Here is a 15,248-nt window from a genome sequence, read left to right on the forward strand (position 1 = left end):
TCATGGGGAGGGCCGCGTGACGACCGCCACCGCGCCACCCGAGCAGACGACGCCCGCGCGCAGCGCCCGCGGCCTCGTCGACCTGGTGTTCCGCGCCCGCGAGCTGAGCCTGGTCATCGCGCTGGCCGCGCTGGTCGGCGTCACGGCCAGCGTCAACGGCAACTTCCTGTCCGGGCAGGGCATCGAGGACATCCTGCTCAACACCGCCACCCTCGCGCTGCTGGCCGTCGGCCAGTCCATGGTGGTGATCACCCGCAACCTCGACCTGTCCGTCGGCTCGGTGGTGGGGCTGGTCGCCTTCGTGACCGGCGACCAGCTGGCCGGCGGCATGGGCATCCTGCCCGCCGTCCTGCTCGGGGTGGCGATCGGCGCGGCCTGCGGGCTGATCAACGGCCTGCTGGTCAGCTCCTGCCGGGTCCCCGCCCTGGTGGTGACGCTCGGCACCCTCTACGTGATCCAGGGCATCGACCACTACATCGCCCACGGGCGGCAGATCAACGCGGTCAACCTGCCGCCGGGGCTGCTGTCGCTGGGCAACGGCTCGGTGCTCGGGGTGCCGTACCTGCCGCTCATCACGCTCGTGATCATGGTGTTGATCGGTTACTACCTGCGGTCGTACCCGAGCGGCCGGGAGTTCTACGCGATCGGCTCCAGCCCGGAGGCCGCCCGGCTCGCGGGCGTGCCCGTCAGGCGGCGGATCCTGCTCGCCTACCTGGTCAGCGGCTGCCTCGCGGGACTGGCGGGGGTGCTCTGGCTGGCCAGGTTCGGCACGGTCATCGCCGACTCCGCGCACGGCTGGGAACTGCTCGTGGTCAGCGCGGTCGTGGTCGGCGGCGTCGCGATCACCGGCGGCGTCGGCAGCGTGTACGGCGCGGCGCTCGGCGCGCTCCTGCTCACCACGATCGGCAGCGCGCTGGTCGTGCTCCGGGTCAACCCGTTCTGGCAGCAGGCCATCACCGGCGCGCTGCTCCTGCTGGCGATCAGCGTCGACCGGGTGCTCGCCCTCAGACTGGCCCGCCTGCTCAGGAACAGGAGCCGTCATGGCTAAGGTCTTGCGCTGGGACGTGCTGGTCGGCGCGCTCCTGATCGCCGTGTTCGCGGCCGGTTCGCTCACCTCGCCCGGCTTCGCGACCGTCGACAACCTGTCGTTCGCGCTCGGGGACCTGGGCGAGATCGCGCTCATCGCGCTGGCCATGACCATGCTGGTGGTGGCCGCCGAGGTGGACCTGTCGGTCGCCTCGGTGCTCGGGCTCTCCAGCGCGCTGGTCGGCTCGCTGTGGGACGGCGGCATGGCCATCGAGGTGATCATCCCGATCGCCGTACTGACCGGGGCCGTGTGCGGGCTGGTCAACGGCCTGCTGGTGACCCGGCTCGGGCTGCCGTCGCTGGCCGTCACGATCGGCACGCTCGCCCTCTACCGCGGCCTCGCCTACGTCGTGCTCGGGGACCGGGCGGTCGCCCAGTTCCCGCCGAGCTACACCGCGCTCGCCGTCGACGACGTACCCGGAACACCCATTCCCTATCCGATAGCGGTGTTCGTCCTGCTCGCCGCCATCGTGGGCGTGGTCCTGCACGCCACCGGCTTCGGCCGGGCGCTGTACGCGATCGGCGCGCAGGAGCAGGCCGCGTTCTTCGCCGGGATCCGGGTCAAGCGCATCAAACTGCTGCTCTTCGTCATCTCCGGCACCGTCGCCGCCTTCGCCGGCGTCGTCTTCACGCTCAGGTACGGCTCCGCCCGCGCCGACAACGGCGTGGGCATCGAACTCGCCGTCATCGCGGCCGTCCTCCTGGGCGGCGTCGACTTCGACGGCGGCAAGGGCACGCTCGGCGGCGTCATCGCCGGTGTGCTGCTCATCGGGTTGCTGCGCAATCTGCTCATGCTCGGCGACGTCTCGACCGAGATCCAGTCGATCGTCACTGGACTGCTGCTCATCGTCTCGGTGCTCACCCCCCGTCTCGTCTCGCTCGTCAGGCCAGCTCTGAAAGGATCCCCATGACCCCGATGCGCCTGACCGCTGTGACCGCGCTGCTTGCTCTTGGCGTGGCGGCTTGCAGCGGTACGACCAAGTCGAACGTGACCTCCGCGCCCGCGCCGGCGCCCGCCTCCTCTTCCGCCGCCGCCAAGGCCGACCCGAACGCCCCGATCAAGCAGGGACTGAAGCTCGCCTTCCTGCCCAAGGCGATCAACAACCCCTACGAGACGATCGTCGACAACGCCGGCATCGAGGCGGCCAAGGAGTATCAGGGCGAGGCCAAGGAGGTCGGCCCGTCCGACGCCTCCGCCTCGTCACAGATCTCCTACATCAACACGCTCACCCAGCAGGGCCATGACGCGATCCTCATCGCCGCCAACGACGCCAACGCCGTCTGCGGGCCGCTCCAGCAGGCCCGCGCCAAAGGCATCAAGATCGTCGCGTACGACTCGGACGCCGCCCCGGAGTGCCGTGACCTGTTCATCAACCAGGCCAGCTCGGAGGAGGTCGGCCGCAGCCAGGTCAAACTACTCGCCGGGATGATCGGCAACAAGGGCGACATCGCCATCCTGTCGGCCACCGCGAACGCCACGAACCAGAACACCTGGATCAAGTTCATGAAGGACGAGCTCGGCAAGCCCGAGTACAAGGACATGAAGCTGGTCAAGGTGGCCTACGGCGACGACGACGACCAGAAGTCGTTCACCCAGACGCAGGGCCTGCTGCAGGCGTACCCGAACCTGAAGGGGATCATCTCCCCGACCACGGTCGGCATCTCGGCCGCGGCCCGGTACATCTCCGGCTCCAAGTACAAGGGCAAGGTCGTGCTCACGGGGCTCGGGACGCCGAACCAGATGCGGCAGTTCGTCAAGGACAAGACCGTGGAGAAGTTCGCGCTGTGGAACCCGAAGGACCTCGGCTACCTGGCCTCCTACGCCGCCGCCGCGCTGGTGTCGGGGCAGATCACCGGGGCCGAGGGGGAGACGTTCAAGGCGGGCAAGCTGGGCGAGCGGACGATCGGCAAGCAGGGCGAGGTCATCCTGGGCCCGCCGTTCACGTTCGACGCGGCGAACATCGACCAGTTCGACTACTGACGGATTTTTGATTCCTAGTAGGTCCGGCGCCGTCCTGGGCGCCGGACCCCCCGGCGCCGCGAGGGTCCGTGCGGGGTGGATATGAGAGGAGGTTGGTTATGGAGCGGGTTTGTTTTGTGTTGAGAGTCCGGCCCGAGCGGCTCGACGAATACACCGAGCGGCACCAGGCCGTCTGGCCGGAGATGCTCGAAGCGCTGACGAAGGCCGGGTGGCGTAACTACTCGTTGTTCCTGAGCGACGACGGACTGCTGGTGGGCTATCTGGAGACCGACGACTTCAAGGCGGCTCAGCAGGCGATGGCCGAGACCGGTGTCAACGCGCGCTGGCAGGCGGAGATGGCTCCCTTCTTCGAGGCCGGACGGCCCGACGAGGGGCTGCTCACGCTGGCCGAAGTCTTCCACCTGGCTTGAAATCTTGCTCGAAATCTGGGGAAAAAAGATGATCAAGGATCAGCTGCGGCAGCAGCGCATCGAGACGCCGTCCTGGGCGTACGGCAACTCCGGTACGAGGTTCAAGGTGTTCGCCCAGCAGGGTGTGCCGCGCGACCCGTACGAGAAGCTGGCCGACGCGGCCCAGGTGCACCGCTACACCGGCGTCGCGCCGACCGTGGCGTTGCACATCCCGTGGGACAAGGTCGACGACTACGCCGACCTCGCGCGGCACGCGACCGAGCAGGGGGTGACCATCGGGGCCATCAACTCCAACGTCTTCCAGGACGACGACTACAAGCTCGGCAGCGTCACCCACCCCGACCCGGCGGTGCGGCGCAAGGCGCTCCAGCACCTGCTCGACTGCGTCGACATCATGGACGCCACCGGGTCCGACACGCTCAAGCTGTGGTTCTCCGACGGCACCAACTACCCGGGCCAGGACGACATCAGGGCCCGTCAGGACCGGCTCGCCGAAGCCCTTGCCGCGGTCTACGAGCGGCTCGGTGAGGAGCAGCGCTTCCTGCTGGAGTACAAGCTGTTCGAGCCCGCCTTCTACATGACCGACCTGCCCGACTGGGGCACCGCCTACGCGCACTGCCTCAAGCTCGGCGACAAGGCGCAGGTCGTGGTCGACACCGGGCACCACGCGCCCGGCACCAACATCGAGTTCATCGTGGCGTTCCTGCTGCGTGAGGGCAAGCTCGGCGGCTTCGACTTCAACTCGCGCTTCTACGCCGACGACGATCTGATGGTCGGCGCGGCGGACCCGTTCCAGTTGTTCCGCATCATGTTCGAGGTCATCGGCGGTGGTGGGTACACCAACGAGACCGCGTTCATGCTGGACCAGTGCCACAACATCGAGCCCAAGATCCCCGGCCAGATCCGCTCGGTGATGAACGTCCAGGAGGCCACCGCCAAGGCGCTGCTCGTCGACCGCGACGCGCTGGCCGCCGCCCAGCGGGAAGGTGACGTGCTGGGCGCCAACGCCGTGCTCATGGACGCCTACAACACCGATGTCCGCCCGCTGCTCGGTGAGCTGCGGGAGGAGATGGGGCTCGCGCCCGACCCGATGGCCGCTTACGCCAAGTCCGGATACTTCGAGAAGATCGCCGCCGACCGTGTCGGCGGTAACCAGGCAGGCTGGGGGGCCTGATGTCTGACGCCATGAACGAACTGCTCGAAAGAGCGCACACGCTCGGCTCCGATCCGCGCAACACCAACTTCGCCGGCGGCAACGCCTCCGCCAAGGGCACCGAGAACGACCCGGTCACGGGCCAGGACGTGGAGCTGCTCTGGGTGAAGGGCTCCGGCGGTGACCTGGGCACGCTCACCGCCGGCGGCCTGGCCGTCCTGCGCCTGGACCGGTTCAGGGCGCTGACCGGCGTCTACCCGGGCGAGGAGCGCGAGGACGAGATGGTGGCGGCCTTCGACTTCTGCCTGCACGGCAAGGGCGGCGCCGCACCGTCGATCGACACCGCCATGCACGCCCTGGTCGACTCCGCCCACGTCGACCACCTCCACCCCGACTCCGGCATCGCGATCGCCACCGCCGCCGACGGCCCCGAGCTGACCGCGCGCATCTTCGGCGACCGGGTCGTCTGGGTGCCGTGGCGGCGGCCCGGCTTCCAGCTCGGCCTCGACATCTCCGCGATCAAGGCCGCGAACCCGCAGGCCATCGGCTGCATCCTGGGCGGCCACGGCATCACCGCCTGGGGCGAGACGAGCGCCGAGTGCCAGGCGAACTCCCTGGAGATCATCCGTACCGCCGAGCAGTACATCGCCGACCACGGCCGCCCGGACCCGTTCGGCGCCGTCGTCCACGAACCCCTGCCGGAGGAGGCCAGGCACCGGCGCGCGGCCGAGCTCTTCCCCGCGATCCGCGGCCTGGCCAGCACCGACGCCCGCCAGGTCGGCCACTACACCGACTCGCCCGAGGTGCTCGACTTCCTGGCCCGCGCCGAGCACCCGAGGCTCGCCGCGCTCGGCACCTCCTGCCCCGACCACTTCCTGCGCACCAAGGTCGCCCCGCTCGTCGTGGACCTGCCGCCGGACGCGCCGCTCGCGGACGTCCTGACCCGGCTGGGCGAGCTGCACACCCAGTACCGCGCGGACTACGCCGCCTACTACCAGCGCCACGCGGCCCCCGACTCGCCCCCGATGCGCGGCGCCGACCCGGCGATCGTGCTGGTGCCCGGGGTCGGCATGTTCAGCTTCGGCAAGGACAAGCAGACCGCCCGGGTGGCCGGGGAGTTCTACGTCAACGCGATCAACGTGATGCGCGGCGCCGAGGCGCTGTCCAGCTACCAGCCGATCGAGGAGTCGGAGAAGTTCCGCATCGAGTACTGGGAGCTGGAGGAGGCCAAGCTGCGCCGCCTGCCCGCGCCCAAGCGGCTGGCCGGGCGCGTCGCGTTCGTGACCGGCGGCGGCTCCGGCATCGGCGCCGCCACCGCCAGGCGGCTGGCGGCCGAGGGCGCGTGCGTGGTGGTGGCCGACCGCGACCTGGGCGCCGCGGACAAGGTGGCCGCCGAGCTCGGCGGCGCCGCCTACCGGCCGCAGGACGTCGCGATCGCCGTGGGCGTGGACGTGACGTCCGAGGAGCAGATCGCCGAGGCGGTACGCCAGGCGGTCCTCGCCTTCGGCGGCGTCGACCTGGTGGTCAACAACGCAGGCCTGTCCCTGTCGCGCTCGCTGCTGGAGACCACGCTCGACGACTGGAACCTGCAGCACGACGTGATGGCCCGCGGCTCGTTCCTGGTCTCCAGGGAGGCCGCGCGGGTCCTGCTGAGCCAGGACATGGGCGGCGACATCGTCTACATCTCCTCCAAGAACGCCGTCTTCGCCGGGCCGAACAACGTCGCCTACGGCGCGGCCAAGGCCGACCAGGCCCACCAGGTACGCCTGCTCGCGGCCGAGCTGGGCCCGCACGGCATCCGGGTCAACGGCGTCAACCCCGACGGCGTCGTACGCGGCTCGGGGATCTTCGCCTCCGGCTGGGGCGCCAACCGGGCGGCCGTCTACGGGGTCGAGGAGGAGCGCCTGGGCGAGTTCTACGCCCAGCGCACGCTGCTCAAGCAGGAGGTACTGCCGGAGCACGTGGCCGCGGCGGTGTTCGCGCTCACGGGCGGGGAACTGTCGCTGACGACCGGGCTGCACATCCCGGTCGACGCGGGAGTGGCCGCCGCCTTCCTGCGCTGACGCTCGTACGCCGGGAATGCGCCCCCTTCGCTCTGGGGGCGCATTCCCGCCGAAGCCCCGACCTGTCACGGCGGCATACCCCGCCCACGACCGAAAGACCGGAAGAGGAGATCAAGAAGACATGACGCTCGAACGGATCCCCGCGCGGCCCACCAAGGTCGGGCTCGTGGCGGGCGGGCTCGGCGCGTATTGGCCGCAGTTCCCCGACCTCCTGCCCCAGCTGGAGCGCTCGTCCGCGCGCGTCTCCGAGCGCATGGGCACGCTCGGCTGCGAAGTGGTCGACGTCGGCTTCATCTCCGACGCCCAGCAGGGCGCGGCCGCGGCCGAACGGCTGCGGGAGGCGGGCTGCGACCTGATCGTCGGCTTCCTCACCACCTACATGACCGCCACCATGCTGCTGCCGATCGCCCAGCGCAGCGGCGCTCCGGTGCTGCTGATCAACCTGCAGCCGTCGGAGTCGATGGACCACGAGACGTTCGACACCGGGCAGTGGCTGGCCTACTGCGGCGCGTGCCCGCTGCCGGAGATGGCCAACACCTTCACCAGGGCCGGGATCCCGTTCCGATCGGTGTCCGGCTACCTGGAGGACGAGCGGGCCTGGGCGCGGATCGAGCGGTGGGTGAAGGCGGCGGGCGTACGGGCCACGCTGCGCGACGGGCGGCACGGGCTGATGGGCCACCTCTACCCGGGCATGCTCGACGTCGCCACCGACCTGACGCTGGTGCCGGTCAATCTGGGCGGGCACGTGGAGGTGCTGGAGTTCGACGACCTGCGCGTACGCGTCGAGAAGGTCACCGACACCCAGGTCAAGGAGCGGATGGAGCTCGCGCGGGAGGTGTTCGAGCTGGCCGACACGGTCGTGCCCGAGGACTTCGAGTGGGCGGCCCGCGTCTCGGCCGGGCTGGACCAGCTGGTGGCCGACTTCGAGCTGGACAGCCTCGCCTACTACCACCGCGGGCTCGACGGCGAGATCCACGAACGGCTCGGCGCGGGCATGATCCTCGGCTCGTCACTGCTCACCGCGCGGGGCGTCCCGGCGGCGGGGGAGTACGAGCTGCGGACCTCGCTGGCCATGCTGATCATGGACCGGCTGGGCGGCGGCGGCTCGTTCACCGAGCTGCAGGCGCTCGACTTCCTGCGCGGCCATGTCGAGATGGGCCACGACGGGCCCGCCCACCTGGCGATCAGCTCGCGCAAGCCACTGCTGCGCGGCCTGGGCGTCTTCCATGGCAAGCGCGGGTGGGGCGTGTCGGTCGAGTTCGACGTGGCGCACGGGCCGGTGACGGCGTTCGGGCTGCTCCAGCGGCGTGACGGGCGGTTCGGCTTCGCCGTGTCGGAGGGTGAGACCGTGGACGGGCCGCACCTCAAGATCGGCAACACCACGTCGCGCGTCGACTTCGGCCGCGATCCGGGGGAGTGGACGGACGACTGGAGCGCCACCGGCATCTCCCACCACTGGTCCCTCGGTACTGGCCACCGCGCCGCCGAACTGCGTGCTCTGGCCGACCTCATGGGCGTGGAAGTAGTCGAAGTCTGACATTTCGCATTATTTCCTCAGAAATAGCTGTGAACCGGCTCTTTGGGCCTTTGCCGGGCTGGGGGGCGAGGGCATCGTGGGCCGCATGAGATCAGCGATCCTCACGACCGCGCTCTGCGCCCTGCTCGCCACCTTGCCCGGCACGCCCGCGTCGGCGGCCACGCCGCCCGGCGCGATGGCGCAGGCGGCCACACGGCCTGACACAATGACGCGGCCTAACGCTACGACACTGCCTGACACGATCGCGCTCCCCAAGGGCTTCCGGCCGGAGGGGATAGCGATCGGCAGCCGGCCCGTGGCCTACCTCGGCTCCCTGGCGAACGGCGACATCTACCGCGCCGACCTGCGCACCGGCCAGGGCGCCGTCGTCAGCAAGGGCCCCGGCACCCCTTCGGTCGGGCTCAAGCTCGACTCGCGTAACCGCCTGTTCGTCTCCGGTGGCACCGCCGGGAACGCCCGGGTGATCGACGTCCGTACCGGAGCGGTGCTCAAGTCGTACCCGCTGGCCACCGGGGCGTCGTTCGTCAACGACGTCGTGCTCACGCGGGACGCGGCCTGGTTCACCGACTCCACCAACCCCGTCCTGTACAAGGTGCCGCTCGGCCGGCACGGCGCACTGCCCGACCAGGCGGTATCGGTGCCGCTCACGGGCGCCATCCAGTACACGACCGGCAACAACGCCAACGGCATAGCCCCGACCCCCGACCGCGAGAGCCTGCTCATCGTCCAGTCCAACGTCGGCAAGCTCTTCAAGACCGACCCCGCCACCGGCGTCACCACGGAGGTGAACCTGGGCGGCGAGTCCCTGGTCAACGGCGACGGCCTGCTGCTGGACGGCCGGACACTGTACGTGGTGCAGAATCGGCTCAACACGGTCACCGTCATCCGCCTGACCGCCGACGGCTCGTCCGGCCAGGTCGTGAACCGGCTGACGGACCCGCGCTTCGACGTCCCCAGCACCGTGGCGTCGTTCGGCAACCGGCTCTACCTGCCCAACGCCCGCTTCACCACGACTCCCGCCCCCGACACCACGTACACGGTGAACGCGATCACGGCCCCACGCAACCACTGACCTGGCCGTGCGCGCTGCCGATGCACGGCCAGGCCTCCTGGCTAGCGGACGGTGACGCGGTCGCCCAGTGGCGCCGTCACCGGCGAATGGGCGACCAGGTAGGACGCGAGCGCCCCGGTGTCGTCGGCACCGCTCGTGTACGTGGTCGTCCCCTCCCAGCGCGGCCAGCCGTCGAAGCCGGCGATGAGGCTCCAGCCGCCCGCGACCTTGATCTCCTGCGTGGCGGTCACCGGAACCCCGTCGAGCGTCATCGACAGGACCTTCCCGCTACCGAGGGTGTAGCGCAGCCCGGCCGACGGGGTCAGCACGGTGCCCGCCGGGTTGGGTGTGGCCAGCAGCTTCTTGAGCTGGCCGCCGGTCATCGTCTGCACGTTGATGGCCAGCCCGGCGGGTTGCGCGTTCCACAACTGCTCGAAGCCGATCGGTCCGGCGGGCAGGTCCGCTTTGACGACGTACCTGTTGACGAGCGCGACCTGCGCGCCGGACCTGGCCCGCACCGACTCGAGCTGCGCGTCGGCCGCCAGCTCGGCCAGCGGGCCGCCGCTCGCCGTGCGGGTGATGTCCTCGGCGGCGACGCCGAACGTCTCCCCGTCTGGCGGAGTGCCGCACTTGAAGTAGTAGAGGGCGTTGGACCGCAGGCCGTCAGGCTGGTTGATCTCGATCTGGACCGCGTAGTCACGCGAGTCCGGCGCCCATTCCCACGTGACGGTCTCCAGCACGGCCTGGTAGACGGCGCCGCGTTCGGCGGGTATGACGAGCGTCTTCCACTCCTGGGCGCCGACGAGGCGATACTCGATCGTCTGCGCGCCCGCGGGCAGCCCCTCGAAGTAGCCGTGGACGTCGAAGGTGACCGGGCACTTCGACGCGGTGGTGCGCTCGAAGACGATGTCCAGCTTGCTCACCACGTTCGTCGTGGCGGCCGAGGCGGCTGGTGCCCCCGTGGCGAGGACGCCGAGAACCAGAGCCACGACGGCCACCAGCCCCCCGAGACGACGTCCTGCCGAAGTCCATAAACCCACAGGCATTCCCTTCTCATGATCTTCGTAGCGGACAAGCGACATGTGTCGCGGGCTTGATCGTCCACGCCTTCGCAGAATCACGATGGCCGGGCGCCGTCACGCGAAGGCGGTTGAGGATGTCGAAGCCAACATAGGAGTCGAGCACACTTTCCCTACCAGGCACGAAACCAACAGAATTGTGGATGCGATCAGCCATTAAATCGAACACTATATCGAGATCATTCTCGCGCGCCAGCCCCCAAGTGGCGATGTCCCCGATGGCGGCCGCTGCCTCACCGGTGGAGTCATCGAGTGGAGACGTGATCGACGGTGATCGCACCGAAGTTCGGCCGCGCTGGGACATGCTGGGGTCATGACTGGTGATCAGGTAGCCGCGGCTGTCCGTGCTTTGATCAATCGATACGACCCCGAAGGGCTGCTGGGCATGGGGGCGCCTGAAGACGAATACGACCCCGAGGTGGGTGATCTCACCGCTCTCGTGCGTGGTGGAGAGAAGATCACCGCTGATGCTGTCAGCTCCGTTTGGAACCGATGGTTCGATGATGTCTCCGATTGGTGCACCCGGCAGCCTGAGCAGGTTCGTGAGGTCGCGGCCGCGCTGGAGAGACTTCGTGGTCAACGACGGCGCTCAGATCTTCCCTGATGGCAGACGCATTCTGGAACAGCGGAACGCCGCTGAAATGGACAGCGGGCCGTCTCGACGGTTCTGCCGACGGCGGCGGGCGGTGAGTGGGATCGACCTGACGATCTCGGCGAGACGGCTGAAGCTTCTGACTAGGTCCGCGTGTGTTGTGTAAAGATATTGGTCAATGTCCTATGCGTCCTGGTCGAGAAGATCGATATGCTTCGGCGGACTCGCCGGTCGACCAGCGCTTGGCGCGCTCTGTCGGTGTTTGCGCTAATTTCAGGGAAACGATCTAGGAGATGGAGGCCGTTCATGACGGAGCACGGCGCAAGCGGACCTAGCGGCATCGACGTCACCAGGCCGAGCGTCGCCCGGATGTACGACTACTACTTGGGAGGCAAGGACAACTTCGAGATCGACCGGGAAGCCGTACGCCGGGTCGAGAAGGCCATGCCAGAGGTCCGCCAGCTGGCCCTGGAGAACCGGGCGTTCCTGCGCCGTGCGGTACGCCACATGGCAAGGCAGGGTATTCGGCAGTTCATCGACATCGGGTCCGGCCTGCCCACGGTCGGCAACACGCACGAGATCGCCCAGGAGATCATCCCCGACGCCCGTGTCGTCTACGTCGACAACGACCCCGTCGTGCTGCAACACGGCCGCGCCCTGCTCGCGACCGACGAGAACACCACCGTGGCCGCCGCCGACATGCGACGCCCCGCCGAGGTCCTCGAACACCCGCATACCGTCAAGCTCCTCGACTTCAGCCAGCCGGTAGGCGTCCTGATGATCGCTATGGTGCACTTCCTGACCATGGACGAGCGGGACGCGGTCATGACCCAGCTGCGCGACTCCCTGCCGTCCGGCAGCTATCTCACGATGACCCACGTCACCCGCGACGGTCACCTGGCGGATGCGGTGGCCGCGATCGAGGCTGTTTACGCGGCCACGCCGACGCCGATCTACTTCCGTGAGCACGCGGAGGTCGCACGCTTCTTCGAGGGATTCGAGCTGGTGCCTCCTGGCCTGGTCACCATCGACACCTGGCACCCCGACCCGGACGACCTGGCCCCCGAGGCCACGCGATGGCTCTACGGGGGCGTCGGCCGCAAGCCGTAACCCGTGATCGCGGCATGAGCGCATCACCGTGCTTCCGCCCGGGATTATCTGTCCGGACTTCTAGGCTTACGTGAGCGTTCATGGCTCGGTTAGTGTGAGCCGGTGTGATCACGAGGTGTTCTCTCCCCGTTCGTGGCTAGCCGCCGCGCTCATCGGCGCCGTGCTCAGTACGGCCATCGCCGTCCCGGCCGGCGCAACCTCCTCTCCCGCCAAGGTCACCGATCCCGTACGCCACGTCGATCCGCTGATCGGATCGGCCAACGGCGGCAACACCTACCCCGGCGCCGTCCTGCCGTTCGGGATGATCTCGTGGAGCCCGACCAACACGGCGGGCGACCAGACCAACGCCGCAGGCGCCAACGGCTACTCCTACAACACCCCCCGCGTGAGAGGCTTCGCGCTCACCCACGTCAACGGCGCGGGGTGCCATCCGGGGGCCGCGGGCGACGTCCCGATCATGCCGTTCGCCGGCCCGATCACGTCCTCACCGACCGCGGACACGACAGACGCGATCTACGCGAGCTCCTTCATCCACGACAACGAGAGCGCACGGCCCGGCCGATACACGGTCACGCTGGACTCCGGCGTCAAGACCGACCTCGCGGTCACCACCCGCGCGGGCATGGGCGAGTTCACCTTCCCCAAAGGCTCACCCGCCAGCCTGCTGTTCCGGGTGTCCAACTCGCTCAACGGCAGCGAGAACGCCGAGATCACGATCGACCCCGCCACCCGTACGGTCACCGGCTCGGTGCTGACCGGCGCCTTCTGCGGCCGCCGGGCCAACGGCGGCGTCAACAACCGCAAGAGCTACTACCGGCTGCACTTCGCGGCCTCCTTCGACCGCGCCTTCTCCGGCACCGGCACCTGGGTGAACGGCGACCTGCGCCCCGGCACCACGACGGCCGCCGGAGGTGAGGGCTACGCCACCGGCGCCGACCGCGCCGGCCGCGGCTCCGGCGGGTACGTCACCTTCGCCGACACCGATGTCCGCATGAAGGTCGGCATCTCCTACACCAGCCTCGCGGCGGCCAAGCGGAACCTGACCCAGGAGATCTCGGCGCGGGACGACGTCACGTCCGTGGCCGCCAGGGCCACCCGCGTCTGGAACGAGCGGCTCCGCTCCATCGAGGTGTCCGGCGGCTCCGCGGATCTGCTGACCACCTTCTACACGGCGATGTACCACTCCTACCTGCAGCCCAACGTCACCAGCGATGTCGCGGGCACCTACCTCGGCAGCGACCAGAAGGTCCACGGACTCGCCCACGGACAGCGCGCCCAGTACGGCAACTTCTCCGGCTGGGACCAGTACCGCGCGCACACCCAACTCCTGGCGCTGCTCGAACCACAGGTCGCCGGCGACTACGCCCAATCCCTGTACAACCTGGCGCGGCAGAACGGCGGCGTCTGGGACCGCTGGGTACACATCAACGGCCCCACCCACGTGATGACCGGCGACCCGTCGGCCCCGGCGCTCGCGGGCTTCTACGCGCTCGGCGTACGCAACTTCGACGCACGCGCGGCCTTCGACTCCCTGTTCCAGCAGGCCACCGTGCCGCATCCGTCCGGCCTGTCCGACAAGGGCTGCCCAGGACAATGCGTGGGCCAGCGCCCCAACCTCGCCGAATACCTGCGGCTCGGCTACGCGCCCCAGGACACCTGCCACTGCTGGGGCGGCGCGGCGGAGACACTCGAGGACGCGACCGCCGACTTCGCACTCGCGGACTGGGCGCAACGGCTCGGCCGCGACCGCGAACACGACCTGCTGATGCCCAGGTCCGGCTGGTGGCGCAACACGTTCAACCCGTCGGCCGGCCAGGAGGGCGGCTACCAGCAGGCACGCAAGGCCGACGGCACCTGGCTGTGGCCGTTCTCGCCCACCTCCGACGCCGGATTCGCCCAGGGCACCAGCGCCACCTACACCTGGATGGTCCAGCACGACGTCGCCGGCCTGGCCGCCGCGATGGGCGGCAAGGAGCAGGCGGCCAAGCGGCTCGACACGTTCTTCCACCGCGCCGACGGCACGTGGGCCACCGGCGGCGACGGCTTCCGCTACGACCCGACCAACGAGCCCGGCATCCACGTACCCTGGCTCTACAACGCGCTGGCCCAACCGTGGAAGACCCAGCAGACGGTACGCGCGATGGCCTCCCTCGTGTACAAGACCGGCCCCGGCGGCCTGCCCGGCAACGACGACCTCGGCACCATGTCCGCCTGGTACGTCTTCGCCGCGCTCGGCATGTACCCCCAGACGCCGAGCCGGGCCGACATGCTGCTGTCCAGCCCCATGTTCCCCAAGACGTGGATCAAGCGCGGCAACGGCACGACGATCACGATCAGCGCCCCGCAGGCCGCCCCCGAGGCCGTCTACGTCCAGGACGTGAAGGTCAACGGCAAGACCCACACCCGCTCCTGGCTCCCCGAGTCCCTGCTGAACAAGGGCGGCGACATCATGGTGAACGTCGGCGCCACCCCCAACACCTCGTGGGCGACCGGATCCGGCGACCTCCCCATCGACCACGTCCCCACCGCCGGCACCCCCATGCCGAACCTGCCCGCCGCGTGCCTGCCGTCCGGTTCCTCCTGCGCGCAGAAACTCCAGTACGACGTGGACGGCGTCGCCACCACGAACGCCAAGTCCCAGGGCAACCTGGACGGCAAGGGCTGGAGCTTCCCCGCCGAGCAGCTGCCCGAGCCGGGCCCGCGCACGGTGTCGGGCGGCCCCTACCTGATCCCGGAGACCAAGGGCACGGCAGGCAACTTCCACAGCGTCTTGAATTCTCTGTGGTTCCCTGAAGGAATCAGGCAACTCGGACGGGCGTGGCCTGGCCTGGGCCGTTCCTGTGCTCGATGTGCATGAGCACGGGGGTGGCTTTGGCGTGGTGGAAGCCGGTCCGATGGTGAGAATTCCTTGCATGCCCTGTCCGGTACGGCTGGTGCCGTCCCGGCTTGGGTGCATGGCCCGCCGGACGCTGTCCACCGCCGGTGGGCGGTGGGGCGGGCACCGTGCGCCGGTCGGGCACACGGCTGGACGTCGTCGAGTTGTTTCGTGGGTTGGCTGAGGTGCGGGTGGGCCGTTTCGGGGTGGGGCGGTTTTTGGCTCTGTCGCGTGCTGCCGGTCGGGGGTGCAGGTCGGTTCGGGTGCGGCGGGCGCGGCGGGCCGCCCGGGTGGGTTTGCGAGTTCGGCGG

12 protein-coding genes are annotated in these 15,248 nt (G+C 69.3%); 10 read left to right on the forward strand and 2 right to left on the reverse strand.

What is annotated here, in order from left to right; genetic code table 11:
- Positions 1 to 16: 16 nt before the first annotated feature.
- The 8 genes from AB0B64_RS59320 (at position 17) to AB0B64_RS59355 (ending at position 9,302) form a co-directional block, all read left to right on the forward strand.
- Entirely contained in the window at positions 17 to 1,048 is a 1,032-nt protein-coding gene (locus tag AB0B64_RS59320; protein ID WP_358205844.1) for an ABC transporter permease, read from the forward strand.
- Complete coding sequence (locus AB0B64_RS59325) at positions 1,041 to 1,997, forward strand: ABC transporter permease (RefSeq protein WP_357955813.1); 957 nt, start codon at positions 1,041 to 1,043, stop codon at positions 1,995 to 1,997. Before AB0B64_RS59320 ends, AB0B64_RS59325 begins: the two co-directional genes overlap by 8 nt.
- Positions 1,994 to 3,067, forward strand: coding sequence for a rhamnose ABC transporter substrate-binding protein (gene rhaS, locus AB0B64_RS59330; protein ID WP_357955812.1), 1,074 nt, complete (start codon positions 1,994 to 1,996; stop codon positions 3,065 to 3,067). The genes AB0B64_RS59325 and rhaS overlap by 4 nt, the downstream gene beginning before the upstream one ends.
- Before the next feature lie 98 nt (positions 3,068 to 3,165).
- Positions 3,166 to 3,477 (forward strand): L-rhamnose mutarotase, encoded by a 312-nt coding sequence (locus tag AB0B64_RS59335; protein WP_357955810.1) that lies wholly within the window; start codon positions 3,166 to 3,168, stop codon positions 3,475 to 3,477.
- Positions 3,478 to 3,505: 28 nt separating this feature from the next.
- Positions 3,506 to 4,651: an L-rhamnose isomerase gene (gene rhaI / locus AB0B64_RS59340; protein ID WP_357955808.1), complete on the forward strand. Its 1,146-nt coding sequence runs from the start codon at positions 3,506 to 3,508 to the stop codon at positions 4,649 to 4,651.
- A complete protein-coding gene (locus tag AB0B64_RS59345; protein ID WP_358205855.1) occupies positions 4,651 to 6,693 on the forward strand; it encodes a bifunctional aldolase/short-chain dehydrogenase in 2,043 nt (680 codons plus the stop codon). Before rhaI ends, AB0B64_RS59345 begins: the two co-directional genes overlap by 1 nt.
- Before the next feature lie 121 nt (positions 6,694 to 6,814).
- Positions 6,815 to 8,230 (forward strand): L-fucose/L-arabinose isomerase family protein, encoded by a 1,416-nt coding sequence (locus tag AB0B64_RS59350; protein WP_225297993.1) that lies wholly within the window; start codon positions 6,815 to 6,817, stop codon positions 8,228 to 8,230.
- 85 nt (positions 8,231 to 8,315) lie between these two features.
- The gene (locus AB0B64_RS59355) at positions 8,316 to 9,302 is read left to right on the forward strand and encodes a superoxide dismutase (protein ID WP_358205861.1); all 987 of its coding nucleotides are present in this window, start codon (positions 8,316 to 8,318) and stop codon (positions 9,300 to 9,302) included.
- A gap of 41 nt (positions 9,303 to 9,343) precedes the next feature.
- Here AB0B64_RS59355 and AB0B64_RS59360 read toward each other — a convergent pair whose 3' ends face one another.
- Both AB0B64_RS59360 and AB0B64_RS59365 read right to left on the reverse strand, forming a co-directional pair.
- Positions 9,344 to 10,270 (reverse strand): 5'-nucleotidase, encoded by a 927-nt coding sequence (locus AB0B64_RS59360; RefSeq protein ID WP_357955804.1) that lies wholly within the window; start codon positions 10,268 to 10,270, stop codon positions 9,344 to 9,346.
- A 64-nt stretch (positions 10,271 to 10,334) separates the two neighbouring features.
- A complete protein-coding gene (locus tag AB0B64_RS59365) occupies positions 10,335 to 10,940 on the reverse strand; it encodes a hypothetical protein (protein ID WP_358205869.1) in 606 nt (201 codons plus the stop codon).
- Positions 10,941 to 11,258: 318 nt separating this feature from the next.
- Here AB0B64_RS59365 and AB0B64_RS59370 point away from each other — a divergent pair, with 318 nt between their 5' ends.
- Together AB0B64_RS59370 and AB0B64_RS59375 are read left to right on the forward strand one after the other, a co-directional pair.
- The gene (locus AB0B64_RS59370; protein ID WP_357955798.1) at positions 11,259 to 12,062 is read left to right on the forward strand and encodes an SAM-dependent methyltransferase; all 804 of its coding nucleotides are present in this window, start codon (positions 11,259 to 11,261) and stop codon (positions 12,060 to 12,062) included.
- 115 nt (positions 12,063 to 12,177) lie between these two features.
- A complete protein-coding gene (locus AB0B64_RS59375) occupies positions 12,178 to 14,919 on the forward strand; it encodes a GH92 family glycosyl hydrolase (protein WP_358205877.1) in 2,742 nt (913 codons plus the stop codon).
- Positions 14,920 to 15,248 lie beyond the last annotated feature (329 nt).

The organism is Nonomuraea sp. NPDC049129 (assembly GCF_040648495.1).
GTDB lineage: Bacteria > Actinomycetota > Actinomycetes > Streptosporangiales > Streptosporangiaceae > Nonomuraea.